Annotated in this window: 25 protein-coding genes; 17 read left to right on the forward strand and 8 right to left on the reverse strand. The window is 58.2% G+C overall.

Features of this window, described 5'->3' with window-relative positions:
• Nucleotides 1-55 precede the first annotated feature (55 nt).
• Together JKL46_RS17050 and JKL46_RS17055 are read left to right on the forward strand one after the other, a co-directional pair.
• Complete coding sequence (locus JKL46_RS17050) at nt 56-604, forward strand: RNA pyrophosphohydrolase (RefSeq protein ID WP_201835004.1); 549 nt, start codon at nt 56-58, stop codon at nt 602-604.
• A 216-nt stretch (nt 605-820) separates the two neighbouring features.
• Nucleotides 821-1,507 (forward strand): DUF1236 domain-containing protein, encoded by a 687-nt coding sequence (locus JKL46_RS17055; protein WP_201835006.1) that lies wholly within the window; start codon nt 821-823, stop codon nt 1,505-1,507.
• 153 nt (nt 1,508-1,660) lie between these two features.
• Here JKL46_RS17055 and JKL46_RS17060 read toward each other — a convergent pair whose 3' ends face one another.
• Nucleotides 1,661-1,855, reverse strand: coding sequence for a hypothetical protein (locus JKL46_RS17060; protein WP_201835008.1), 195 nt, complete (start codon nt 1,853-1,855; stop codon nt 1,661-1,663).
• A 474-nt stretch (nt 1,856-2,329) separates the two neighbouring features.
• Between JKL46_RS17060 and JKL46_RS17065 the strand changes: the two genes are divergently transcribed.
• From JKL46_RS17065 to JKL46_RS17100, 8 genes are all read left to right on the forward strand, one after another.
• Entirely contained in the window at nt 2,330-3,580 is a 1,251-nt protein-coding gene (locus JKL46_RS17065; protein WP_201835018.1) for a tyrosine-type recombinase/integrase, read from the forward strand.
• A 96-nt stretch (nt 3,581-3,676) separates the two neighbouring features.
• Nucleotides 3,677-4,708, forward strand: a complete 1,032-nt coding sequence (locus JKL46_RS17070) for a hypothetical protein (RefSeq protein ID WP_201835020.1) — start codon at nt 3,677-3,679, stop codon at nt 4,706-4,708.
• Nucleotides 4,709-4,806: 98 nt separating this feature from the next.
• Nucleotides 4,807-5,016: a helix-turn-helix transcriptional regulator gene (locus JKL46_RS17075; RefSeq protein ID WP_201835022.1), complete on the forward strand. Its 210-nt coding sequence runs from the start codon at nt 4,807-4,809 to the stop codon at nt 5,014-5,016.
• 86 nt (nt 5,017-5,102) lie between these two features.
• Nucleotides 5,103-5,303, forward strand: coding sequence for a hypothetical protein (locus JKL46_RS17080; protein WP_201835024.1), 201 nt, complete (start codon nt 5,103-5,105; stop codon nt 5,301-5,303).
• Nucleotides 5,296-5,478, forward strand: coding sequence for a hypothetical protein (locus JKL46_RS17085; RefSeq protein WP_201835027.1), 183 nt, complete (start codon nt 5,296-5,298; stop codon nt 5,476-5,478). Before JKL46_RS17080 ends, JKL46_RS17085 begins: the two co-directional genes overlap by 8 nt.
• Entirely contained in the window at nt 5,475-6,056 is a 582-nt protein-coding gene (locus JKL46_RS17090) for a hypothetical protein (RefSeq protein WP_201835029.1), read from the forward strand. Before JKL46_RS17085 ends, JKL46_RS17090 begins: the two co-directional genes overlap by 4 nt.
• Nucleotide 6,057: 1 nt before the next feature.
• Nucleotides 6,058-7,176, forward strand: a complete 1,119-nt coding sequence (locus tag JKL46_RS17095; RefSeq protein ID WP_201835031.1) for an AAA family ATPase — start codon at nt 6,058-6,060, stop codon at nt 7,174-7,176.
• A 471-nt stretch (nt 7,177-7,647) separates the two neighbouring features.
• On the forward strand, nt 7,648-8,112 hold the full coding sequence (locus JKL46_RS17100) for a hypothetical protein (RefSeq protein WP_201835033.1): 465 nt from the start codon (nt 7,648-7,650) through the stop codon (nt 8,110-8,112).
• A 643-nt stretch (nt 8,113-8,755) separates the two neighbouring features.
• Here the strand turns inward: JKL46_RS17100 and JKL46_RS17105 are convergent.
• From JKL46_RS17105 to JKL46_RS17115, 3 genes are all read right to left on the reverse strand, one after another.
• Nucleotides 8,756-8,962, reverse strand: a complete 207-nt coding sequence (locus tag JKL46_RS17105) for a hypothetical protein (RefSeq protein WP_201835035.1) — start codon at nt 8,960-8,962, stop codon at nt 8,756-8,758.
• 1,019 nt (nt 8,963-9,981) lie between these two features.
• On the reverse strand, nt 9,982-11,211 hold the full coding sequence (locus tag JKL46_RS17110) for a thermonuclease family protein (protein ID WP_201835037.1): 1,230 nt from the start codon (nt 11,209-11,211) through the stop codon (nt 9,982-9,984).
• Nucleotides 11,212-13,472: 2,261 nt separating this feature from the next.
• Complete coding sequence (locus JKL46_RS17115; protein ID WP_201835039.1) at nt 13,473-14,225, reverse strand: Crp/Fnr family transcriptional regulator; 753 nt, start codon at nt 14,223-14,225, stop codon at nt 13,473-13,475.
• 205 nt (nt 14,226-14,430) lie between these two features.
• On the opposite strand from JKL46_RS17115, the gene JKL46_RS17120 reads away from it, so the two are divergent.
• From JKL46_RS17120 to JKL46_RS35590, 4 genes are all read left to right on the forward strand, one after another.
• Nucleotides 14,431-14,838, forward strand: coding sequence for a response regulator (locus JKL46_RS17120; RefSeq protein WP_201835041.1), 408 nt, complete (start codon nt 14,431-14,433; stop codon nt 14,836-14,838).
• Nucleotides 14,839-15,030: 192 nt separating this feature from the next.
• Nucleotides 15,031-15,189: a hypothetical protein gene (locus JKL46_RS17125; protein ID WP_201835043.1), complete on the forward strand. Its 159-nt coding sequence runs from the start codon at nt 15,031-15,033 to the stop codon at nt 15,187-15,189.
• Nucleotides 15,190-15,325: 136 nt separating this feature from the next.
• The gene (locus JKL46_RS35585) at nt 15,326-15,586 is read left to right on the forward strand and encodes a response regulator (RefSeq protein WP_246529359.1); all 261 of its coding nucleotides are present in this window, start codon (nt 15,326-15,328) and stop codon (nt 15,584-15,586) included.
• Nucleotides 15,583-15,735 carry a hypothetical protein gene (locus tag JKL46_RS35590; protein WP_246529360.1) on the forward strand — a complete coding sequence of 51 codons (153 nt, stop codon included), beginning with the start codon at nt 15,583-15,585 and terminating at the stop codon, nt 15,733-15,735. The genes JKL46_RS35585 and JKL46_RS35590 overlap by 4 nt, the downstream gene beginning before the upstream one ends.
• Before the next feature lie 14 nt (nt 15,736-15,749).
• On the opposite strand, the gene JKL46_RS17135 is transcribed toward JKL46_RS35590, so the two are convergent.
• A complete protein-coding gene (locus JKL46_RS17135; protein ID WP_201835045.1) occupies nt 15,750-15,977 on the reverse strand; it encodes a DUF6894 family protein in 228 nt (75 codons plus the stop codon).
• 299 nt (nt 15,978-16,276) lie between these two features.
• On the opposite strand from JKL46_RS17135, the gene JKL46_RS17140 reads away from it, so the two are divergent.
• On the forward strand, nt 16,277-16,492 hold the full coding sequence (locus JKL46_RS17140; RefSeq protein ID WP_201835047.1) for a hypothetical protein: 216 nt from the start codon (nt 16,277-16,279) through the stop codon (nt 16,490-16,492).
• Between the two features lie 1,449 nt (nt 16,493-17,941).
• Here JKL46_RS17140 and JKL46_RS17145 read toward each other — a convergent pair.
• Both JKL46_RS17145 and JKL46_RS17150 read right to left on the reverse strand, forming a co-directional pair.
• Nucleotides 17,942-19,147: an FAD-dependent monooxygenase gene (locus JKL46_RS17145; protein WP_201835049.1), complete on the reverse strand. Its 1,206-nt coding sequence runs from the start codon at nt 19,145-19,147 to the stop codon at nt 17,942-17,944.
• A gap of 52 nt (nt 19,148-19,199) precedes the next feature.
• Nucleotides 19,200-20,510, reverse strand: a complete 1,311-nt coding sequence (locus JKL46_RS17150) for a GNAT family N-acetyltransferase (RefSeq protein WP_201835051.1) — start codon at nt 20,508-20,510, stop codon at nt 19,200-19,202.
• A 1,284-nt stretch (nt 20,511-21,794) separates the two neighbouring features.
• Here JKL46_RS17150 and JKL46_RS17155 point away from each other — a divergent pair.
• Both JKL46_RS17155 and JKL46_RS17160 read left to right on the forward strand, forming a co-directional pair.
• On the forward strand, nt 21,795-22,235 hold the full coding sequence (locus JKL46_RS17155) for a DUF5681 domain-containing protein (RefSeq protein WP_201835053.1): 441 nt from the start codon (nt 21,795-21,797) through the stop codon (nt 22,233-22,235).
• Nucleotides 22,232-22,471: a hypothetical protein gene (locus JKL46_RS17160; protein ID WP_201835055.1), complete on the forward strand. Its 240-nt coding sequence runs from the start codon at nt 22,232-22,234 to the stop codon at nt 22,469-22,471. Before JKL46_RS17155 ends, JKL46_RS17160 begins: the two co-directional genes overlap by 4 nt.
• Nucleotides 22,472-22,812: 341 nt before the next feature.
• Here JKL46_RS17160 and JKL46_RS17165 read toward each other — a convergent pair whose 3' ends face one another.
• Entirely contained in the window at nt 22,813-23,040 is a 228-nt protein-coding gene (locus tag JKL46_RS17165) for a hypothetical protein (RefSeq protein WP_201835057.1), read from the reverse strand.
• Nucleotides 23,041-23,133: the final 93 nt, after the last annotated feature.

A 23,133-nucleotide genomic window follows, 5' to 3' on the forward strand; every position in this document is an offset into this window, starting at 1 on the left:
GCACTATCAAGAACCGGCCGCACCGGGTGTCCATCATCGAGGGAGTGAAGATCGGATGAGGAGCGCAAGAGGATCACAGGCCAGAACGGATCTGCCCTACCGCTCCTGTGTCGGTGTGATGCTCATCAACAAGGAAGGCCTGGTCTTCATCGGACGGCGGCATTCCGAAGCCGACAATCATGCGGACGGTTATGCCTGGCAGATGCCGCAGGGCGGGATCGATCCGGGTGAGGAGCCTTATCGGGCGGCATTGCGCGAACTCTACGAGGAAACCAGCGTGCGCTCCGTCAGCCTCCTGGCCGAAGCGCCCGAATGGTACGCCTACGATTTGCCATCCATGGTGGCTGGACGCGCCTGGCGCGGGCGCTATCGCGGGCAAAACCAGAAATGGTTCGCCTTCCGCTTCGAGGGCGACGAGAGCGAGATCAACATCCGTCAGCCCGGCGGCGGTGGCCATCGCCCGGAATTCGACGAATGGCGCTGGGAGGAAATGCACCGGCTGCCCGAGCTCATCATTCCCTTCAAGCGCCCCGTCTACGAGAAGGTGGTCGTCGATTTCGCACCCTTCTCGGCGCAAAACATGCAGACGCAAATCCATTCGTGACCGAATTGATTTAAGCGTTCAGGGCTTAAACTTACGCTTGTCTTCTGCAATATTTATGAAGAGAGGCGAATTTTTTTCCTTCGCGCCATTCATCTATATGAACGGTAGCTGTACGCAGTAAGCCAATAGAGAAAATTGCGGAACAGGTCCGGACAGATCTCGTTGACAGCCCATGTGTAGCGCCGGAGGGGCGCTCTATTCATGGGAGATCTTTCAATGCGGACATTCCTGATGGCGACCGTCGCTGCAGCGACCCTTTCCCTCAGCGTGGCAGCGATGGCCCAGACCAGCGGTGGCGCGAGTGGTGGCGCCTCCGGCGGTGCGTCCGGAGGCACGACGGTCATGCCGCCCAGCGGAGGCACGTCCGGTTCTTCCCCGGGTGCAACGATGGGTGGTTCGGGCTCAGCATCAGGCTCGGCTGCGGGTTCTGCGTCGAGCGGCCAGACCGCTCCGGCAAATCGCGGCAATAGCCCGGCCGACAGCGCCGCGCAGGCACCATCCGACAGCAACCGCGGCAACGCTGCCGGAACGGCATCCGGCAACACCGGCGGAACGAGGAACACGACCGGCAATACAGCCGGCCAGCCGGGCAATAACGCCAATACGACCGGCAGCACGCAGTCGCCGAGTTCCGCCAGTGTGAACGTGACCTCGGAGCAGCGGACCCAGATCACCGAGTCGTTCCGAAGCGTGAACGTCCAGCCGCTCACGAACGTAACCTTCAGCGTCAGCGTGGGCTCGACGATCCCGACATCGGTCGCGACGCTCTATGACTGCCCGGACAATGTCGAGCGCATCCTGACCGGCCTGCCCGAATGTAAGTACGTGGTCGTGCGCGATCAGATCGTGATCGTTGAGCCGCGTACCCGTCGGATCGTCACGGTGATCGAGCATCGCGGCTGATCGGCCTCGCAAGACTATCCCCGTCGCCCGCTGTGAACCTGCTGCGGGCGACGCCTTTTCGGGCAATCAAGGTTGTGGGGGCTGCCCCGCGCGGCTGCGGTCGGGAGAGCGGAAACGACCCGCGGCTCGACGTTACGGAGCGCGGGTCATGTCTCAGGCGGCATAGGGAAAGGCAAGAAACTTCGTCTCGGAGGTGTTGTGCTGGCGATGCTCCGCGAGCAATTCGAGCGCCGCGTGCGCATACAGACGAAACTCATCCCTGATGATGTCGGGCTCGCAATCCCAAGTCTGGGCATCATCCTCGGTATCATGAAGAGCGCGCGCAACGAATTCGAGTTCGGCTTCCATCACAAGCCCCTCCTAGCGGCTTTGAAGGCGATTGATATCGTGAGCCGAAATCCCCCAAGGCGCATTTTTGCGCCGCCCCAATCGTAAATCCGAAACCCGTCATATTCGGCCGGGTCATTTGTTAGAAGCGGTGAGGAGTCCGCAAGGCGGAAAACGGGGTACCCCGAAAGCGACCGCACGCCCGAACGAGATGCAAGGCGGTCCGGATTTGTAGAAAAAACCCTGGAAAGAAGGGCAAGGAGACGTCTGACAGCCCTTCATTGCCGTTCAGCGCGAACGACAATGGTGCCCCTGGCCGGGATCGAACCAGCACTCCTTGCGGAACTCGATTTTGAGTTTGATGCGTCTTGTTGCCTCACGTTTCCCCATATATCCCGTGGTGACACTAAGTCCTTGATGAGCTTTACTCTTCCTTAGCATGACGTTTCCTCATGTTGTCCTGCGTTTGCCTTCAGGTGCCGACATGGTGCCGACATGGAAGGCAGGCCGCATCCTCTGGAGGGTGCTATGCCGAGGATCACGAAGCGCCTTGTCGATGGGCTCAAGCCCGAGGATGCCGGGCGGATTGTCCGTGATGATATACTAACTGGGTTCGCTGTCCGGCTGAATGCTGACACCTCGAAAACCTATCTTGTCGAATACCGGGCCGGGCGGGGGAGGGGCTTTCCGACGCGCCGGATCTCGATAGGCCGCCATGGCCCACTGACGCCCGATCAGGCCCGCGGGGAGGCGAAGAAGATCCTAGCCCGTGTCGCCCATGGAGAAGATCCGGCAGCTGCCCGGATGGCCCGCAAGCAGGAGCCCACGGTAAAAGACGTTCTGCTCGTGGCGCTAGAGCAGCATTGGAAGCCCAAGCGTAAGGCCAGCACGGCTAAAGCTTTCGAAGAGATGATCCGCCGGACACTGATCCCCGAGTTCGGTGCGACGCGCCTGTCCGACCTAACTAGGACACAGATCCGGAGCTGGCATGCCAAGCAGACCCATCGGCCACGACAGTCCAATCTTGACCTCGCCATACTCCGTAAGGCCCTTCAGCTCGCGGTCGCGGATGAGCTGATCCCTGACAATCCAGCGCGGGGGATTACGCCCCATCCTGAGAAATCCCGTGACCGTATTCCCACTGACGACGAGCTGAAAGCCGTCTGGACGGCGATTGAAGAAGTGCCCATCCGGCCAAATGCACGTCTCCTGTTCAAGCTCCTTCCGCTGACTGGGTGTCGGCGTGGTGAGTGGCTGACAGCGAAGTGGTCCGATGTCGATCTGGACGCCGCCGTGCTTCGCCTGCGCGCCGAGAATTCCAAGGCAGGTGCTCGCACGGTGCCGCTTCCAGGGCCTGTCGTGGCGCTTCTACGCCCGGCCCCTAGGTTGAGCGTGTGGGTCATTGCCAACGACGAAGGTAATGGCCCGTTGACCGCGTCCAATATCCGCGACGCTTGGGCAGCTGTCCTGAAGGCCGCAAAAGTCGAGGACCTGCATCTTCACGATTTGCGTCATGCCTTTGCAACACGAGGAGCTTCGCTGGGGGCGAATGCACTTATCCTACGCGACGCGCTGGGGCACAAGACACTAGCGATGACAGGACGCTACGTGTCGCGGCAGACCAATCCTGTGCGAGATCTGGCGGAGCGGATCGCAAGTTCAATCCTGTCGTCCACTGGTGCCGAAGTTTCCGTCGGTGACGCGGGCGAACAGCAGGCAATTCCTCTTCGGAAAGGTGCCGGATGAGATTAGAGGCGCGAGGACGGTCGGCCAACCGTGTATCCCATTCACCGCTGGGGTGCTTGCCTCGCGTGGCCTAAGGGCGGTGTGGCAGTGATGTCGATGAGTTACAAAGCAACCTTGGACTCAATAGAACGGAAACTTGCAAAGTGGCGCGAGCGCCACGCGCCGAACCCATTCGTCCCTCAAGGATATTGCACGCTGGAAACAGCTGTTAATCGAGCAGCAGCGGTATTCTTCCCCCAGGAGTACGGCAAGATCGAGATCAGCCCTCAGGAAGAAGAAAGGCTCGCACGGCATAGCCGAGCAGTCGAAGACCTCAAGCGCGTAGATATGTGGGAGCGCGACTTTGAAAAAGCGCGCGAACATGCTGAGAACGCGATGCGGGCCTCAGCAACCAATATGAACTCATTCAGCCGGAGGGCAGCAGGCCATTGGCCCGAAGCGCCATACCAGGTCCGTCCGATGAGTGAGGGCCAGGAGAAAACTGCGCGTCTGGACGCCATCGAAGACGATGAGATCCAATCCATCCAGCAGCGCATAGAGAGACGGGAAATGCTGAGAGATGAAGCATGGGAGCGGCTTCGCCAAGGCCTGTATGATGGGAAACTTGCAGCCTTCAGCCTCGGTAATGATGGCGGCGATCCTTTGAAAATCAAGGCTTCCAGCTGGAGCGCACGTTGGGCTGCGAATGCGCATAAGCAAGCCGGGTTGTCGAACCCGCTGATCAATGAAGCAGAGCTTGCGACCCTTCTAAGCGGGGATGAGCCGCATGCAGCGTCGCCCTTGGCGACCTCTTCAACTGCGTTGACATCTCCAATGAACCACCGGAAGAGCAATCGAGATCGTCGCGCTGATAGTTTCCTACGGAGCGATAGCCATCAACCAGAACCCACACCTTACAGGCGCGCAACAAAGGCCGAAGTCGAGCTCTATTACAAGAGTTGGATCGAGCAGCATGAGGGCTGGACACCGCCATCGCGAGACGATGACTTACGACACATGCGAGAGCACTTCCCAACGCTGTCACGAGACCGCATCAGAAAATTAAGAAGCGATCTCGCTCCCAAGGAATGGGTGCAACGTGGGCGACGCTCGAAAACTGGCGCGAAGAAATTGGCCGAAAACAGCTGACCGCTACTTTGCCAATTTAGACCGCCAATTTCCCAGGTAGTACTTGGATTCCTCGTTGGTCCGGCGATGCCGGGCCTCTCCTAGACGAGGAACCGCCTATGCTTTCCAACGAATACGTTGATACGCGGAAGCTGGCCGAGATCACCGGAATCAGCGCCAGCACTTGGAACAAGCGTCGCCTGTCTGGCGACACGCCTCCCTTCAACAAGATCGGCAAGTCTGTCCGCTATCACATCCCGACTGTGATGGCGTGGATGAACGACCGCGTCCGCCGCTCGACGTCCGAACGCACCGTAACCGCCGGGTAGTCGCGCAACCTCAACAAGGCCTCTTGCGCGGACAAAAGGAAAGCCCCGAACACGGGGGCCGTGCGCAGGGCTCAAGGAAATTTCTTATGCCCAAGAACTTTAACATGACGCTCGTGGAGCGCCAACACCTTCCCGACCAGCCCGACGACTTGCACTCCTCGGGCGAGATCGAACTCCTTCTTCCTTATGCCGTTCACCGGATCGCTCGCCAAGCGCGCGTCAGCCCGCTCCAGGCTGCCCTGATCGCGGAATTGCTCGCCGCCTCGCACGAGGTCCATCATGGCTGAGCCTCTCGAGAGCGAACAGATCCCTTCCGCCCCCAAGGATCTCGGCGATTGGATCCCCCTCGGCGATGCCGTCACGAAGGTCTGCGAGCAAATCGCCCAGCGCATGCGCGACCGGCAACTCGACCACGACCGGGAGGCCGCTCCCCACGCTCCAGAGCGCGGGGGGGAATCATGAACCTCATGCATCCCGACCGGATCATGGGCACCTTCAATGCCTGCCGTACTCTGACGCCGCGTGAGGTCGAGGAGTTGGAACGTCTTGGCATTCCGCCCGATGCTCTTGCCGGCCCCATCCCGGTTGTCTCAAGCACTGTGAATTTCGACGGCGACCGCTTCGAGTTCGAGCATCACCATCATCGCTATGCAGACAAAGGCGCCCGCGCCTTCATCTTTCTCATCACCAACCAATGGGACGAGGCCATCGACATCGTTGCCTGGTCGCCATCTGCCGAAAAGCTCGCAACATGGCTTGGACGAGGATGGGCGCTGGGTCAGGAAAAGGTCTACGCTCCGCGTCTAATCGATCACGCAGGCATTCAGGTGCATCGTTCTCTGGCCGGCTGGCTGCAGGCCTACCGCGACGGCATCTGCCTCATCCGCCCGCAGGCAGCGGCGCACTACCTCGACGACGCCGGGCCGCTCCTTGCTGAGGATGAAGAGCACGGCGAGGAATTGGACCGGGTCCTGACCCGCCCCAAGCCCCGAATTCTCATTCCCTCCTCGCATTTCGAGCGCTTCAGAAAGGTGTCCTGACATGGACATGCATCGCGACTTCATCGACCTCAACGATTTGCGCGCACAGCGACAGCGGGAGAACGGCCACAAGAAGTCAGACGCCGCGGGCAGCGCCTTCAACGTGCCGATCCGCACGATCTCCGCTCGCGAGCTGCGGCAGAAGGAGTTCCCGCCGCCTCGATTCGTTATCCCCGGCTATGTGCCCGAGGGCTGCACGCTCCTGGCCGGCCGTCCGAAGCTGGGCAAGTCATGGCTGGTGCTCGACATGGGGCTTGCCGTTGCCACAGGCGGCACCTGCCTCGGTGACATTGCTTGCGAGCAGGGAGACGTTCTCTATCTGGCCCTTGAGGACAACCAGCGCCGCCTGCAACGGCGCATCGACAAAGTGCTTGGGCCGGTCAACGAGTGGCCGGGGAGCTTTCGGTGTGCCAACGAGTGGCCTCGTGCCAGCGAGGGCGGCCTCGATGCAATGCGGGAGTGGATCACGGATGCTCAGAACCCGCGCCTCGTTATCGTGGATGTGTTGGCCATGTTTCGCCCCGCGAGCGGCACTCGGGACAACATGTACGAGGCAGATTATCACGCCATCAAAGGCTTGCAGGCCCTCGCATCCGAGTTCGGCATTGCGGTCATTGTGGTGCACCACACCCGCAAGAGCGGCAGCGATGTAGACCCGTTCGAAAAGGTCAGCGGCACGCTCGGCCTGTCAGGTGCGGCGGACACAACTGTCGTGCTCGACCGCGACAGCAACGGCGCGACGATCTACGGACGAGGCCGCGATATCGAAGAAATCGAGAGCGCTGTCGAGTTCAACAAGGACAACTGTCGCTGGTTCGTCATGGGCAAGGCCGAAGACGTGCGCCGCACTGACGAGCGGTCAAGCATTCTCGGCGTGCTCGTCGATGCGGACGAACCGATGAATCCGCACGAGATCTCAATCGCGACCGGAGCCAATCGGAAGTGTGTCGACCAGCTCCTTTTCAAGATGGCCAAAGCCGGTCAGGTGCGGAAGGTCAAGCGGGGACTGTATGTTCATCCGGAGAGACCGGATCTTATCAAGACCCAAACCTCTACCCCCGATAAGAACGGTAAGAAGATAAGAAGCGGAACAGGCTTCCGTGTAGAGGGGGGGCGCTGATGAATAAGGCCCTTTCTTACTTTCTTATCGATCTTATCGCCCCTTGCAATGGGACGGGGGCGGGGCACGGCCTTTCGAGACAAATACAGAGCATGATCCTCCAAGGCCCCCATCAAGCAAAGGCCGTCGCCATGCCGCGGGCGGCCCTGGCCGTTCTTCTTGAACTCCTCCTGCGAGGGGTACCGAACGATCGCCGCACAGGCGTCAAGAGAGTCGCCTTAAACCCGCGCCGCAACGGAGGAACACCCGGCAGCCTCAAGCCCAATATGCGCATGGGCCGACGGGCAGAGTTCGCCCCAGCAGGGATAGAGACAGAACTCAGGTTGGCCGCGAGAAACTCACCACTGGCGCAGCGCTTAGAAATCCACCCATGCCTCTCAAGTCCTCAAGGACAACAGGCGACTTCGCACTGCCGCGATCCTCCAGACGAAGCTGAGTACTTCCACCTTCCCTCGCACTTTAGGAATTGGAATGACTGACATGATTGACCCGAAATTTATTCTTGAGGTGTACAATGCACTTCCCGTGGGCGAACGCACGACCAGGAATGTCCACAGGCGACTGGTGGAGCAGGGACACTCCGTCTGCTTCGCTAGTGTCCGGGACGTGCTCTGCGCAACCTGCATGAGCAACGCGATCACTGCGGACGATGTGCGTATAACTGTAAGAACGCTGACCACGGCACTCGATATTTTGTCTAGTGACGTCTCCTACACCGGACTCGAGCCCGACACCGACTTTGCCGCAGGCCTCATCGGGCCGCTTGAGAGCATTGTCGGATCGAGTGCCTCGGATTTGGTCCAGCCACTTGCGCGGGTTGCTGCCGAGTATTTTGAGTACTTGGAGGTCAACAAACAGCTGAATTATATTGAACAGATGAACGAACTCCGTCGAATGGCCAAACTCGGTCTGATCGATGACGAGCAAATTTTCTAGATTGGGCGCGGCGGGGTCACCCCGCCGCGCCCGACCCTACGACCAACAAAAATTCGAGAATGTTTGAGACGGCTGCCTGACGGAGCATATCGCCCAATTTCTGATCATCAGCAGCGAGGTGACAGTCAGCGATGTAACGCCTTCTTTAAGCCATCTGTAGCACTGTTGGCCGAAGAAGGTGGCAGCCGCGAATATAAGGAGCCCGCTAAATAGATAACCTATTCCGGCAGCTGAAGTCCTAAAATCGCCGGGAGCAGAAAACGGGTCTTTCTTCGTCGCCCCAGATCCTGACACTATGCTAAAGGACCGAGGAGGGTGCAATGACCCTCCCCAATCCGATTTACGAGCACGTGATGCGACGGAGCATCCCGCCGAAAGGGGTCATCGGGTAAGCCAGCGGATGGCCCTATGCCTCAACTACCTCGATCGCGCCGCGCCTTTGCATCTCATCGAGATCCCAGTTGCTGGACTTGCTGTTAGTCCAGCGGACATTTTAAATTTCCGGCAGAAGTTGAGAAAGTCCACAAGCGTCGGACCTGTGCCCGCATAGGTCCAAATAGCCCGCCGCTCCGTGCCGCCGCCGCGCGCGAGTTTTGAAACTGGGTCACAAAGCACCTTCAGTCGTTTCATAATTCACCTCTGATCAGCACCTCAGGAACAAACTCAGGTTAGAGCGCGCTCGTCGGAAACCCATACCCACGTTGGATCCGAGCCCTCCCGTCAGCGCATTGAGGCCCACGCGACCGTTGAGGAGGCAGTTGTCATCCAACCCGATCAGCGCATCGCTTTCGTTGAGCGTATCGGCATCTGCGCCAATGATGTGGACCGCTTCATTGACCGCCATGGACATGACGCTGCCACGCTCGGCTGGTCTCCCATCCGTTCTCCACTGACGTGCTCGTCTGGGCCCTGAAAGGCGCGGCGGTCGTCAACATCACGGCGACAGCCGCAACCCTGTCGGATGGGCGCGTTTCAGGCGGAGCGATGGGCGTTCACGGATATGATCTGTCGGCAATCCTGCTTGCGAGCCAAACCGCGCACCGAGCCCGCTGGCGGCTTTTCAGTACCCGCCAGCAGGATCGGTTGCCGGCAGCCGCGAAGCGCGCCTGTCCGGCTTGCTACGGGAAGCGTTTAAACGCAACCGCCAACAGTCCGTCTCGGACGCCTGTGGCGCAACCCAGACACCCTAGCAGCAACGGCTTCCGGAAACACTAAGCGACTAAGTTCGAGCAGCATTGAAACGGCTTCTCGTCTCAGCGCTTAAGATGCAGTCTTCTGCCTTAGATCCTTATAGAAACGGGCGATAATCCATGGGCCATCCTCTGCAGTGACCGGCTGCAGCATGGCGTTGCGGCCTGTCATGAACGTCTCGACCTCGGGCATCGTGTCGAACTGGACATCGTCATGGGCCGGTTCCCCAGCCTGGCACAGTCGTGGCCATGAAGACTCGTTCAGTCACATCCTCGTGAACAAGCCACACGATCTCACGCGGCTCCAGATCGTCATAGGGCCTGGAGCGGGCGGTCCGCCTCAGTCCGCGCAACCGTTCCTCGCGAATGACTACCTGACCACAAGAGGCATGACGTCATTCGCGGCCGGCGACTATGCGGAAGCAATCCGCACGGGACGGTGCCTCGTGCAGGATAGACCCAATTACATCGGCGCATATCGGATTATGACAGCCTCCTACGCGCTACTGGACCGGATGGACGAGGCCAGGTCCTCCCTTAAGGAGGGTGCTCCGCATCCATTCCGGCGCTACTCTCTCGGAGGCGGAGCGCGTCTCACAATTCTCGGACCCGGATGCCAGACTGCGCTACATCGATCGACTGCGGAGGGCGGGCCTTCCGGATTAGTCGACGGCGGGTATCATCGGCTCCAGACTCCTATGCGAGCTGATCGCGCTCGGTCCGCCGCAAGCGCAAGTCCCGGGGTTGCATCCGGCGCAGCCCGCCCACCGCCATTGAACAACACGACTGTGGATAGGTCCACCCCGTCGACTTGGCATCGGTAAACATCCGTTGGACCCGCAGGCTCACAATCCACTTCGCGGTCATCCAGATATTTGATCAGTTCACTGGCGCTGCGTGCATCACCATCCGTCTGAACACCAACCAGGCGAATGGTGCGGTCCTGCAGTGAAAGTGTTGCTGCATCGACAACGTTCGGAACGCCACGAAGTCTACGGGTGGTTGCCTGAACAGTCGCCCGGGCCGGTAATGACCCCGGTGAACTGGCCCCAGGCGACGGTACGAGGCTTGCCGTACCTATCGGTTCACCTCTCGTGTTGCTCTGGGATTGTTCCGCTTTCTGATGCACGGCAGACGCGGCCTGGCTCCTTTGTCGTTCTCGCCCAAGCTCATTCTTCAATTCCTGCAATTCTTTGCGGCTGTAGGCGGCAAGGACCGCATCCTGCCCCCGCAGTCGCTGAAGGGCGTGACGCTCCTCCGCCATAACGGCAAGATCACGGGTAGCAGCGTCTGCCCGCCCGCGCTCGTTTTCAAGGGACGCCCTGAGGTCTGCCCATTGTTGAGCGGTTACTGCCGCAGAAGCGGCCTCTTGCGCCCGCAAAGCTTGAAGCGCACGCAGCTCCTCCGTAACAGTCGCAAGGTCACGGGAAAGGGCATCAGCCCGTTGCTGTTCCCGCTCTCTTGCAACTTTCAACTCTGCAAGCTCATCAGTTGTTGGCACAGCATGTGTCGCACCCGAACTATCTGGTGCAAGTGCCACGGGCCGCCCTCTGGCACCTGGAAGAACGGTGGACCGATTGTCGTCTGGGAGGCCGAGTGCTTGTAGCTCGGCTAACAAGCTTGGCGTTTTAAGCTGGTCTTGGAGGAAAATGGCAAAGGTGGCTACATTTAGCGCCTTATCAAGGTAGCCTTCAGCTTCTTCTATTTTGCCGTCCCGAAGGAGGTGCTCGATATCCTTTGCGAGTTGCCGCCGCTCCGGTGTATCGACCAGCAAGGGCATGACATTAGGGGTATTACCAACGTCGCTAGTCTCTGTCTGATTGACCAGATTGGAGGCCCATTTGGTGGTCTGAAGAACTTGGATGTTAGAATGACTGCTCTGCTCTGTCAGTGTTCGATCCTCGGCCATCACAGGGCCACTTAACAGCGACCCTATCAGAACTGCTGCAAACGTCTTTGCGAGATCGCCACGGGCTTCCCGGGGCGCTTGGCTGAATGGCGCGATATGCAGCCTCACGGAGCGACTTGTGAGTTCTGCAAACTTTCGTCCGCACATATCGGACCTCCATCAGGAGCGCCCCTGTCAACTCGTAAGCCAAGGCGAGCACCTGGGGAGCTGTTGGATCGGCATTACACAATCTCTTTGACAACAGCAGTTCCCGTTGTCACACCGCGGACAAGGCAAAAGCCAAAATCATTCGGACACGGCAAGCTTTGGTAATAAGCCATTTATGAGCAAACGACGTTATCGTAACTTAGCTGCCCTAGGCGTCAACATAGCCAGATTTGGTAATGCCTTACGAGAATATCGCCTTAATACCAGGCCTATATTCGCACTCGTCGCAGCAGAAACTGAATTAATTATTATCGCAGTCATGAAAGCCTTCTCGCCAGCTTCTGTGACAGCTCTCGATCACGGGCGTCTTTTTCTGCTCAGCACACGGCTCGTTTCGGAGACGATCACCGGCCGCTCTCCTGCGAAGCTCACAACCAACTCATGCGTCCCAACCCCACGGGAGCGTTTGTCCAGCTTGGAGTTGACAGCCTCAAAGTCAAAAGCTGAACGTACCGTGCAAGTGTTCGGTCCAGGATTGCATCGCACGTTCAATGTGTCAGGGCGATATCGATAATCTCGGTCAGGCCACCGTTGAGCGAAGCGGCGTTTCTCGGCATATAGATCTCCAAGGCTCATTCTCCTTCCGTGGAAGAGTACTCTCGGGCCGTAGAACTCTGGCGTGGTTTGAAGTGCCTGACGATTTGAAGCGGACCAGAGGTTAAGGTAATGAATTGCCAAGCTCTGCGCGGCTTGCTCCTGAGAGCTTGACCGTCCTCGAACCGGATGCGGCCGAATTGCTATGTCAGAAGTGCTCTTTGGCGCGCCTCTGGCTTCCGAGGTAGATCGAGGATTTTGCTGCCGTGGAACAGCCTGAAATGGAGCGGACGGCCCCTGCTGCTCGGAATGCTCGAATGAGGCCCCCTCTGTTATGGCCTTGGATTTCAAATGAACAGCACTGCGAGAAGAGCTTGGCCCCGCCTGTGATGCTGGAGCCGCAATTGCCGGTACCGAAGAGGTCCTCGCTTGAGAGGGAGGCTCCGCTGAAGGGCTCTGCTCGGTCGGTTGCGCTGAAAGCGCAGACAGATCGGCAGGCGGGTCAACCCAAGCTCCTCTCGTTTGCCCGAGTGCTGCAGAGCCTAGGAGGACGGCAGGAACGACAATAGCTTTCCAAGCTTGCCTGCATATAGCTCGCATGACGCTCTCCATAGGTCCGAGGGACTGATAAGCGTAACTGAAGGCAACCTGCCCAAGTCCCATTCTGGCACAGAAAAGCAGTTGAACGCGCAATTCGGGCGAAAGAAGGCTCGCCTGCAAGTACTTAAGCTGTCGCGTTCTTGCAGCGTGCAATTGACAGCCCGATGCACTGTAGATAACTCGCCACCATTTCGTCTATATCTGCATCGGGTGATGCCGTTGAAAACTCGCGCACGAGCCGCCGGGCAGCTATAGGTCGTAAGGAGCCGATCGCGCAGCTCTGCAACTGTTACGCATTCACCTGATTTTGGGCTACCGACTTACATGTGTTAACGCGCGCTGTCCTCAGCACAGTCATGATTTCAGTGAGCAGGTTCTGCAGCCTGTTCCTCCTATGGAGCCCTGCCGGGAAACCTCCCCCGGCAGGGCTCTCGCAACCGAGTATGGAAGGTTGACGCCTGCCGATGTCCGCACCATCCCGCAAGAGGCATGAAATCGGCTCGGTTTGTGCGAATGATGAGCAGGATCTGCGTGACTGCCCTTACAATCTCTTTCGAAATATCGACCGGCCAGAGTTGCTATGTGCAATCCCGTTGGATCGACCTGTTCCGGGTTTCATCACGCGGGAACAGTGGACTTTTTGGAGCGCTCTGCATGCTAGTGACCCTCATCCGCCAGGGTTTCGCCCTCAGGCGGCACGAAGCGGCGCATTGCTCAATGGCTTTTACTTGTTTCAGCTCACATTTCTGGAAGGGCTGCCAGAGGAGAGGACAGCTCGCAGCTCGTTGACGAGTTATGACGATGCTATCAAGCAGCACATAATCGCAGCCCTGCGGAAGATCCCAGATCGCAAATCCAATCGAAGTAAGTAGATCGGTCGGAGATGTTTCTGGGCAATTCCTCCAAGCGTCAGCTGAAGCTCATGCTGCCGCCTCGTCCCGTCTGAGATGCAGATAGGTCAGATCAAAGTCGCCTGCTTCCTTCAACCGCTCCCAGTCGGGAATGCTCAAGCGGCTACCGTTGGACTTGATCAGGCCATCGGCGCGCAATTGCTGCATCACCCGGTTGACGTGAACCGCCGTGATGCCAAGGGCATCGGCAAACTCGACCTGTGTAATGGGCAGTTCACAAGCATGGTCCTCTGCCAGTCCCACAACCCGCAGGCGCACCAGCAGCTCACACAGGATATGCGCCATGCGATGATAGGCTTCGCGGCGTCCGACATTGAGCACCCACTCACGAAAGATGGCGCCTTCGACGAGACATTCGCGCCAGAAGGCCGCAGCGATCCGCGGATGGCGCGTGCAGAGATCCCATAAAGCCTCATGTTGGATGAAGCCAACGGTGCACGGGGTCAGGGTCGCCACGCTGATGTCCAGCACTTTCAGGTGCAGGCTCTGCAGGTCCGGCATGTCACCGGCGATGCTGAAGGTCACGATCTGGCGCTTGCCGTCTCCGGTCATCTTGTAGGTGCAGGTGAAGCCGCTCAGGATTGCGAACGACCGGGAGGGGCGGTCACCTTCCCGCACAATGTCCTGATCCTCCTTGAGGGCGGCCACCTGCATCGGCAGGTCCTGCAGGGCTTGCCGCTCCTCATCGTTGAGCGGGAAGATGCTCTCCAGCTTGCGGATCAGCGGATGATAACCGGGCGAGAGTAAAGGTGCGGGCACCATGCTGCTTCTCCTTTGTCGGCGGAAGCATTTCCGGAGATCAGCACCTAAAACGTGGCCATAGATGGTGATAAAGCCAGCGTTTCAGACATTTGAATGTCTGTCGTTGATCTATGTTACTTTTCTGGTGGGCGCAAGAACGATTTGGTACGGCCCAGATCCACTTAAGTGAATGCTGGCTGCTTTCTCCTCCCTTAACCAGGAGATCATGAGCACAGAGATAAATGATCATCCTCGCTGCCTGGTTATCGAAGACCAGACACTGATTGCCATGTCGATCGAGACCTACCTTGAAGAGGCCGGGATAGGCGTGGAGACCGTGAGTTCCATGGCCGAGGCGCGAGCATGGCTGGAAGCCAATATTGCCGACGTCGCCATTGTCGACTTCATGCTCAAGGATGGCCCTGCCACAGCACTGGCGCGCGAGCTCAACAGTCGTGCGATCCCCTTCGTCATCTACTCTGGATATCCTCGAGGCGATAGGATGCCATCCGAGCTTCGGGCCGCGCCGTGGCTTGAGAAGCCGACCGGCCGGGATGATCTGCTGAAGATGGTACTGAAAACCCTCATGGCCGGGTCAGGTCGTGGGCACTCTGAACCTACTATGCATTCTTGATCCGAGTACCATTGCCCAATCATGGAAGACGCCCGAGCTGAAATTCATCACTCCCTTTGGCCAGAGTGTTTCATGTCGGCTGCGATGAGAATTCACGGGAGACCTGTGCGGACGGCGCTACGTTCATCAAACAACGAACCATAGCATCTTTTGCGCATTGGTAAGCGAGGAACTTGATCGGAGGTACAGAGCATGGATGTGTTCCGCCCCGACAAGGCGGCCGAGTATCGCCAGCAGGCTGAGAAGATCCGCATCCTTGCAGAGCAGGTCTCGCTCCTTGAGGCCAAGTTTCACTTGTTCGAGGTCGCCCAGCACTTGGAAGGATTGGCGGCGGACGCGGATGGCCGATAGACCACTCCCAAATCCCTTGTTGAGCAAAAGGTCGCGAGTTTCCTGTTAACCCCGTGTTGACAACACCTTCGGTACGGGAACCAAGGCTACGCTTAGCCGTTGAGGTTCCGCTGGGTATCTGAGGATCACTGCTCACATGTCAGTTTTCGAGCCCCGGATCGCCGTCCTCGTCGTTGAGGACGAGACCCTCGTTCGGATGTTTATGGCCGACTTCCTCGAAGAGGCAGAGTTCAAGGTTTTCCAGGCCGTCAACGCCGACGAGGCTCTCACCGTTCTTCAGGCCCGTCCCGACATCCAGGTGGTGGTCACCGACATCGAGATGCCGGCAGGTTCCATGAACGGCCTACCCTGGCTCGGACCATTCAGGAGCGATGGCCGAGCCTTGGCGTCGTCATGACATCAGGACGGGAGCGCCCTGGTCCTGACGACCTGTCCGACAAAATCGCGTTCCTCGCCAAGCCCTTTCTCCCCGACACCGTCATCAACGTGATCCAGCAATTGGCCACGCCGCAGGTGATCGAGCCGTCGCTGGCTCAGCGCGCCTAACCCTCTGTCCTAAGTCAGTGGATCGTAGGTTCCAGGGGGATCGATACGAGAGTATGGCCGGAGGGACCCACGATATCGAGCCGCCAGCCCTGCCATGATGTATCGAGATTGGTCGCCTCGTTCCTGATGTCCTCAATGGCCTGCAACGCCATTTCGCGCGCTGTGTCCAAATCAGAGACCTCGATGCCGATGTCGTCCAGAATGGTCTCATGACCGTTCGCCAAGTGGAAGTAGCAGCGCATCGACAGTCTCAGGCTTTGAAGCAGCCTAGGCCGCCCGATGAAGACCTTGGCGGCATCGATACTGCTAAGGTCTCATGGTGGTATCTAGCTGCCTGCCCGAACTTTGCCAATACGACTACTTGCCGATCCCCCGGGATGGAATAAAAGCCGCGCCCGTTCCGTTAACCTACCTTATGTCAGTCAATTTACTGAGATGGTATCGCAATGGTATCAGCGACTCGCAGTAGTTCGGAAAGTCCGCCAAAATGGAGACCAGCACTAGCAAGATACCGGCCGCAGCGGAACCGTGGAGCGTTCCTATGGCGGCGGTTCTGGGCTTCATGGCCGGCATCTTCATTGCCACCATCCATCACTTTAGCCATGACCATGCCGGCTACACCTCCGCAGCCCTGAGCGAGCATTTCGTCCCCCGCTTGATCGCCACTGTTTCGGCCTGTGCGCTGCTGTTTGCGCTCATCGCTGCCGTCCGTAACTGGCGCCTGCAGAAGTCAGGATTTCAAGATTGGTCTTTTTGACAAACCAGCGATCATGAAAGCGACGGACCTGCAAAACAGACCGGCGTACCTAGCCCCTGGAGAGACGCTGCTGCTCCCGATGGCCGAGGTCGAGGAGGCTTTCCATGCCTTTCTAACCTCTGAGGAGCGCCGCGACGCGGCGGTCGGGCTAGCCGTGTTGTACCGATGCTCGCACACGGCTTGCGAGATGGACGAAAGCCACATTCTCATCACCTGTTACGACGATCGATAGAATGGACAGCGCAGGGCGGATTTTATGGACCTTCGGCATAGCCGCGCTTTGGAGAACAAAGATCACCGTCTCATGGGAACGCTGTTGGTCAGAGGAGGATTAATTCTCGGTCCTACCCTGGAGGCAACAATGATCGGCTTCAGAATTTCCGCAGCAGCAGTGTTCTTGGTTGGCCTTACGCTCTCTGTCACCGCAGCCGAGAGCACCACAACCGAGAACATGAACTCTGATACATTCCGGCAGCACCATCTCTGGTCCCAGAAATTCGATAATTTCACAGATCCTGAGACAACCGGGTCAGTCGATTCCTCGCCGCTCTCAACCACGGATACGAGTCGCCCAGAATGTGTTCCCGCAGGGTTGAAGTTCAGCGATCCCCCTCTTCCCGATTGGCGTATCAGGTCTTGTTCCTAGCCCATGAGGCCTGATAAAACCAATCTTGACAGTGCCGCGGTGACGGGGATCGGACGCCTCGTCGCCATCACCTGCTTGGCCTCGCCCGCTGGCTCGGTCGGTGCTTCTGTCGAGCCATACTGACAAGACTGCACCGGGATTCAAGCGCACAAGAGAAAAACCGCGCCTGATTCTTTTGAACCTAGACGCGGCTCCGGCCCGCAATCGCCCCAACGGGAGACCGTTATCTAAGAATTAACCTCGGCTTGCATGCAGCTCGCGCTCGAAAATCATCTGGCAGCTCTGGGGAACCAAGACGCCGCACGTATGTTGATAGTCCTCTGGCTCTCTTCTGCCCCTATGGGCCAGGCCCTAAAGCGCCCTTCTCACGAGGGGCGCTTTTTTTGTGTTCAAGTCAGGGTTGGGCTGAGGCGGCCGCTCTCCAGCAAGCTAGGATATCGACCTGGCCGAGTTCTCGTTTGCTCGTCGCGCAGAAAGAGGCGTACCGGAGACCGTCGACGCGAGCCCGCTGCGTTGCAAACCTCACCTGCGGCATTGCGGCCGGGATTCAGGCTAGCCTTCCGGTCGTATACTCGCGAGCAACCGCCTGATAAGCGCACCGGTTCCGCTCCGCCCAAGATGAGATGCCTGATAACATTGAAAGGGCGCGGCCGTGGGACTAACGACCAAGAACTGGCGCACGCGAGAGCCTGCGCCCGCGAGTTGACCGGGAGGCTTGCACCCGCTCCGAACGGGCGGACAACGCGACCGATACGCTGGTGAATGCGCGACGAGCGCGTGCCAGAAGCCCATCGCCGACTTTTTTAGGGCTGTAACCGCAGCCTGTAGAGGCTTCCAAGGATGGGAGCCGCCCACCTGCACAGTCCTCTAAGAACTGGATGCCGTAGGAGAGTTGTATGGAGCTTATAATATAGTCTCGGGGGCAGGTGAGGCATCAGACGAGAGCGTCGGTTCAGCAACAGCGTGAAAAACTCCGGCGCATCGAAACTGATATAGCGCGGAAGGCTCTCAAACCATTGCGCACTGAGACGCGCCTCCCGCCCTGGATATGTTAGTGCGCGCTGCCGCTCGATCTCATACACCTTGAGCGCCGCGTGAACATCCTGCTGGTCGCCTACTGCGTTAGTAAGTGCAATAGCGTCCTCGATTGCGAGACGCGTCCCCGAGCCAATTGCGAAGTGGGTAGTGTGCGCGGCATCCCCAATCAGAACGATGTTGTCGATGTGCCATGTCCCGTTGACCAGGGTGCGGAAGCTGAGCCAGGGCAGTTTATTGCCTTTACTGGTATTGGTCATCAGTTGATGGCCGTCGAGATGCTGCTCAAAGAGTTTCTCGAGGAGCCTGAGACTGTCGCTTGCATTCATCGTGTCAAAACCAAGTCTCTCCCACGTCTCTGGGGCGCACTCGACAATAAATGTGCTCATATCCTTCTTGTAGGCGTAAGCGTGAAACCAGATCCATCCAGCCTTAGTTGGCACGAAGCCGAACGTGAAAGCCGCGAAGACCTGTGTCGTTCCCAGCCAGACATACTTGTTGCGACCAACATTGACTTGCATCTTGAATTGATCGGCATGACGTTGCCGCAACTGGCTCCCGACCCCTTCGGCGGCAACGATCAGATCAGCATGGGGCAGCTGGTTGATGTCCGCGATTTCGCGCTCAAATTGAATTCTTACCCCTAGCTCTGTCGCCCGTTTGGTCAGGATAGCCATAAGCTGCCGACGGCAAATGCCATAGCCACCGCCCTCGTTGTGGACTCGCTGTTTTCCCTTTACGTCCACGACCTGACCAGTCCAGTAGAAAGAGTGCTCGACAATCTCACGCGCGCTTTGGGGATCGTTGCTGTTCAAGCTGTTGAGCAAATCGTCCCAGAACACGACACCCCATCCATGGGTGGTCCCGGAAGGGTTCCGTTCGAAGATTGTGATGTCGTTCTCCGCATCACGCAGCTTCATCATGATTGCGAAGTACAGACCGGCTGGGCCTGCGCCAACACATGCGATTTTCACTGGGTACTCCCCGCTTCAATCATCATAGAAGCACAGTCCTCATCGACTGTGGTCAATCAGCCAAACTTGGCCACCGAGGCTTGGAAAATCTCCTGAGTTCGAACCGACGATAGATCTGCTTCACCGCTTCCGGAATTCGCGGCACTACATGATTATGATATATGGCTATCGCTGCAATATGTGGAAGGTGAAACGCTAACGGCAGGACATTGCAGCGCACCAAGTGCGCATCGGTGTATTTGTCAGGGGTCATGTGCCAGAGGCGACACTGATGCGCTTCGCTCATAGGACTAAGCTCAGCAAGATCGCGACAGGAAAATGCTTCTTTGATAACCTCTTCTGTCAAAAGATGTCCCGGCGAACACTCAGCAAAATCCTCATCATAAGCGTATTTGTGTAGGATCAGCGCCTCCCTACACCGAACCCCAAGCTGTCCAGCGATGAGCCGACTGCCAACTCGAATTCCATGCCATTCCAACCGGCCTTGGTTCGCGAAATTTCTGACTAGCGTCGTGTAAAAGGCGACCAGCTTGGGATCATTAAGAATGGCGGTACCCATGCGGCCTTTCCAGCCGGAGGCTTCGAGCGCCAGAAACTCGGCAAGAAAGTTCTCGCCAGCCCTTGATCCTTTCCTCATGTCCACCGAGACGGCGCCCCGTTTCTCAAGCCTTCTGCGGCGCCGCCTTAGGTTCTGGCGCATCTTACCGAGACTGACCCAGTAACTGCTAGAGTCCCCTCGCACATCGAGAAACGAATACCGACGGCATGGGCCGCTACGCACGATATACCCACTGGCTCCGTCCCGCAGGGCGCGCCATACAGGAGAATTATGCCGCACAGCCCTGAGATAGAGGCCCAAGTGATTGGGCACCTCACGGGCTATCTCGGCCAGCAGTGCCTTGAGCGCCACTGCAGCGCAACCGGGCGCCAGCGCGATGTCACCACTGTTGTCCATCCGCTCATCAGATGGAGTCCGCAACTGAGGCGAGCGATGGCCCAGGAGCGCGTGCGGTGTCACGATGACAGGCAGGACTCCGACAAGCCTGTCCCCAGCATAGGCAAAGCTGCAGAACCAGTTCTCGTTTGGCTTCAGCTGATGACGAAGAAAGGCGTCAACCCAGCCCGGCAGCAGAGTCCAACCGTTTTGGGGAGACTCCCAGGCGAGACGATCCCAAGCGAGGACGTGTGGAGCGAGAGCATCGAAATCGCGAACTGTTGTTGTTCTTATGCTCTGGTGATGGCCGCAGAAGGTTGGATCACTTAATTTGTCATCCGTCCCTGTTGATCCTGGCAAGGTTAAGTTTTTTTTCCGAAGAGTATTGTTTTGCATCAGCTCACTCGGATACAGATAAAAAATCGTCATCAAAACGGATCCGACAGATGATCCGCATCCCCTAATAGTTTCAGATCAAAGGAATTCTGGTTTTTTCGCAATATACCTTTGTGAGTAGAAGCGCTACTCACAAAGGTTACATTTTAACTTATGTTTTTGAGACGATGTCATGTAACTTATTTCTGTTCCAGAAACCTGTTACGGATTGCTCCTGCACCTACCGCATCGGCGCGGTTTCAATCAGCTGCCAGCTCACGTCTCCCTCCTTCATTCAGAGTCGAGGAAGACGCGGGAGGCCATCAGATGTTCAAAATGCGCCCTTCCCATCGGCATATCGCTTAGCCTCGGATCTCAAGCGCATTTCAGCTTTCACCGCTTTGAGCTGAGTATCGACAGCCTTTCTCTCCTCGCTCAGGCGATCGAACTCCGCTTGCAGCTCGGCGTCTGTCAGTCCTGCCAGGGAGGGCAGCCTCGCCTTCCGACGGGCTCCTCGTGTCAGTTCGCGCATCGATGCCAGGACCCTTGGACCGATATGAGGCAGCTGGAGCCAATGGGTATCCGGCAGGCTGGCGACCTCCCGGATGGACGGGTGCCGACCCCCGAACTCTTGCAGGATTGTCTGTCGGATATGAACAGGAAGCTCTTCAAGTGGAAAGGGGTCATCAAGCTGCAAGGGTTATCCTTGGGTCCTGGGATCGGAGGACAAGGATGCTGTTGAACAGTAAGATGAGTAAGCGCGATTTCGGGGGACGACGGAAGGGACGTGTTCCTCTGAAGAGCAGTGCACCACGTCTGACGAGAAGTGCGCTCTGTTACGCCTAGCCGCGGCATTACGGCCTAGATCAGGTAAGCACTTACTTCTATAATGCGGCTCTACATTTTCTCCACAACGGTTCCCGCTCCGCCGCTGCGCCGCTGCGCCCGAGACTGCGATGGCCAATGGTGCCGAAAGGAGCGCAATCGTGAAGTTGACCCAGGAAGAGCAGCGAGCGTTGGATAGCGCAAGAGCACTTGCGCGTCAGCGGGTCGCCGAGGAGCGCACCGACGGCAAGCCGTGGGAGCGGCTTCAAGAGCGGGGCGATGGTCTCAAACCTTGGGGAACGGGCACCTCGTGCAAGCAACCCGGAATTGAGTTCCTCAATCACGGGCAGCCAGGCGTGCGCCTGACCCCCGCTCAAGGAAGTTTGAATTGCGGCAGGGGACGAAAGCTACGCGGAACATGATATTTAGAACAAAGATAGAACCTCAAGGGACTTGCCATGTTTGAACGACAGGATCTTCAGTTCCAGGTGAGCGAGAGTTTGGGATTGCGCCATGTCGTCTCCCGATCCACGTAAGAACGCCCAGAATACGCGCGGCAAACCCTTCGAGCCCGGCAACTCCGGGCGCCCGAGAGGCTCCCGCAACAAGGCAACACTGGCCCTGGAGGCGCTGCTCGATGGCGAAGCTGAAGCCCTGACGCGCAAGGCTGTCGAGATGGCGCTCGGTGGCGATACGACGGCAATGCGGCTCGTGATGGATCGGATCCTGCCGCCTCGGAAGGATCGGCCCGTGACATTCGCTCTGCCAAAACTCGAGACGCCCGCCGATGCGGTGAAAGCATCCGCTGCTCTTGTTGAGGCCGTCGCATCGGGCGACCTCACGCCCTCGGAGGCAGAGGACCTGTCCCGGCTCGTGGACCGCTATGTCCGCGCTGTCGAAACCACCGACATTCTGGAACGGCTTGAAAGCCTCGAAGGAGAACGATTGAAATGAGTCGCACTTTGAAGACACGGACCCGCCGCTTGGAGCAGGCATCGACTTCCGGTCAGGAGACTCGGTGCTTTCCTATCATCCGCGCGACCGACAAAGCTGACGCCGATCGGCAGATGGAGGCCCTCGTTGCGTCGGGTGCACTCGACGGCTGGAACGAGCGCTCGCTCCCGATCGTGCGGGTGATCGCTCCGATTGTGAAGGTGGACGCCAACGGGGTGCCGGATGTGGCCCGATGACTAGTGCGCCGCCCGCGTAGACAAGCGGCCCTAGAGCCTTGGTAGGAAGCGAAGCTATCCGCACTCTTATCCGTAAAGCGATGGGGATTGTTGAAGAACGGATAGATGTGCTCTGCGAGGCCTTCCGCAATGCGAGGCAAAGGCCTTCTGCATCCCAGCTGTAAGGTAAGCAGGAGCGTCCGAATGGTAATGAACAGCGGACCTTCAGAAACTGCCGGTCTACGCCCTCGATTGACCCAACACGGACGTTCAACCGCCGTCACTCATAAGATCGATCGGCTGGTGCCGCAGTTCTAAGTCAGAGCACTCCTCCCTAATCCGCCGCTCGGTGCGTCGCTGCTTCAGAAGTAATAACTTCCAAACAGGGAACCACCCACAAGCGACAGCATCAGAAAGAAGCTGATGAGCAGGAACATCGCAAGGATCACAAAGCGCATCAGGCAACCGCCCAGCGCCGCGCCGACCGGTGGTGCCTCAGGAGTGGTGTAGGTTGCTTCTCGGGACATGCGGCCGGCACGTGAAGCGGCCCGGAGGATCTCCAGCATTCTTGCCGTACGGATATCGCGCACCGAGGCGCTCTCGTCGCCTGTACCTCGACCATGATCGGGAGATCTCTCCCGCTCCCTGCGGCTCCAGGGTTTGGCACTGGTTCTCGGGGACGG

This window comes from Microvirga zambiensis WSM3693 (genome assembly GCF_016735695.1).
Lineage (GTDB): Bacteria > Pseudomonadota > Alphaproteobacteria > Rhizobiales > Beijerinckiaceae > Microvirga > Microvirga zambiensis.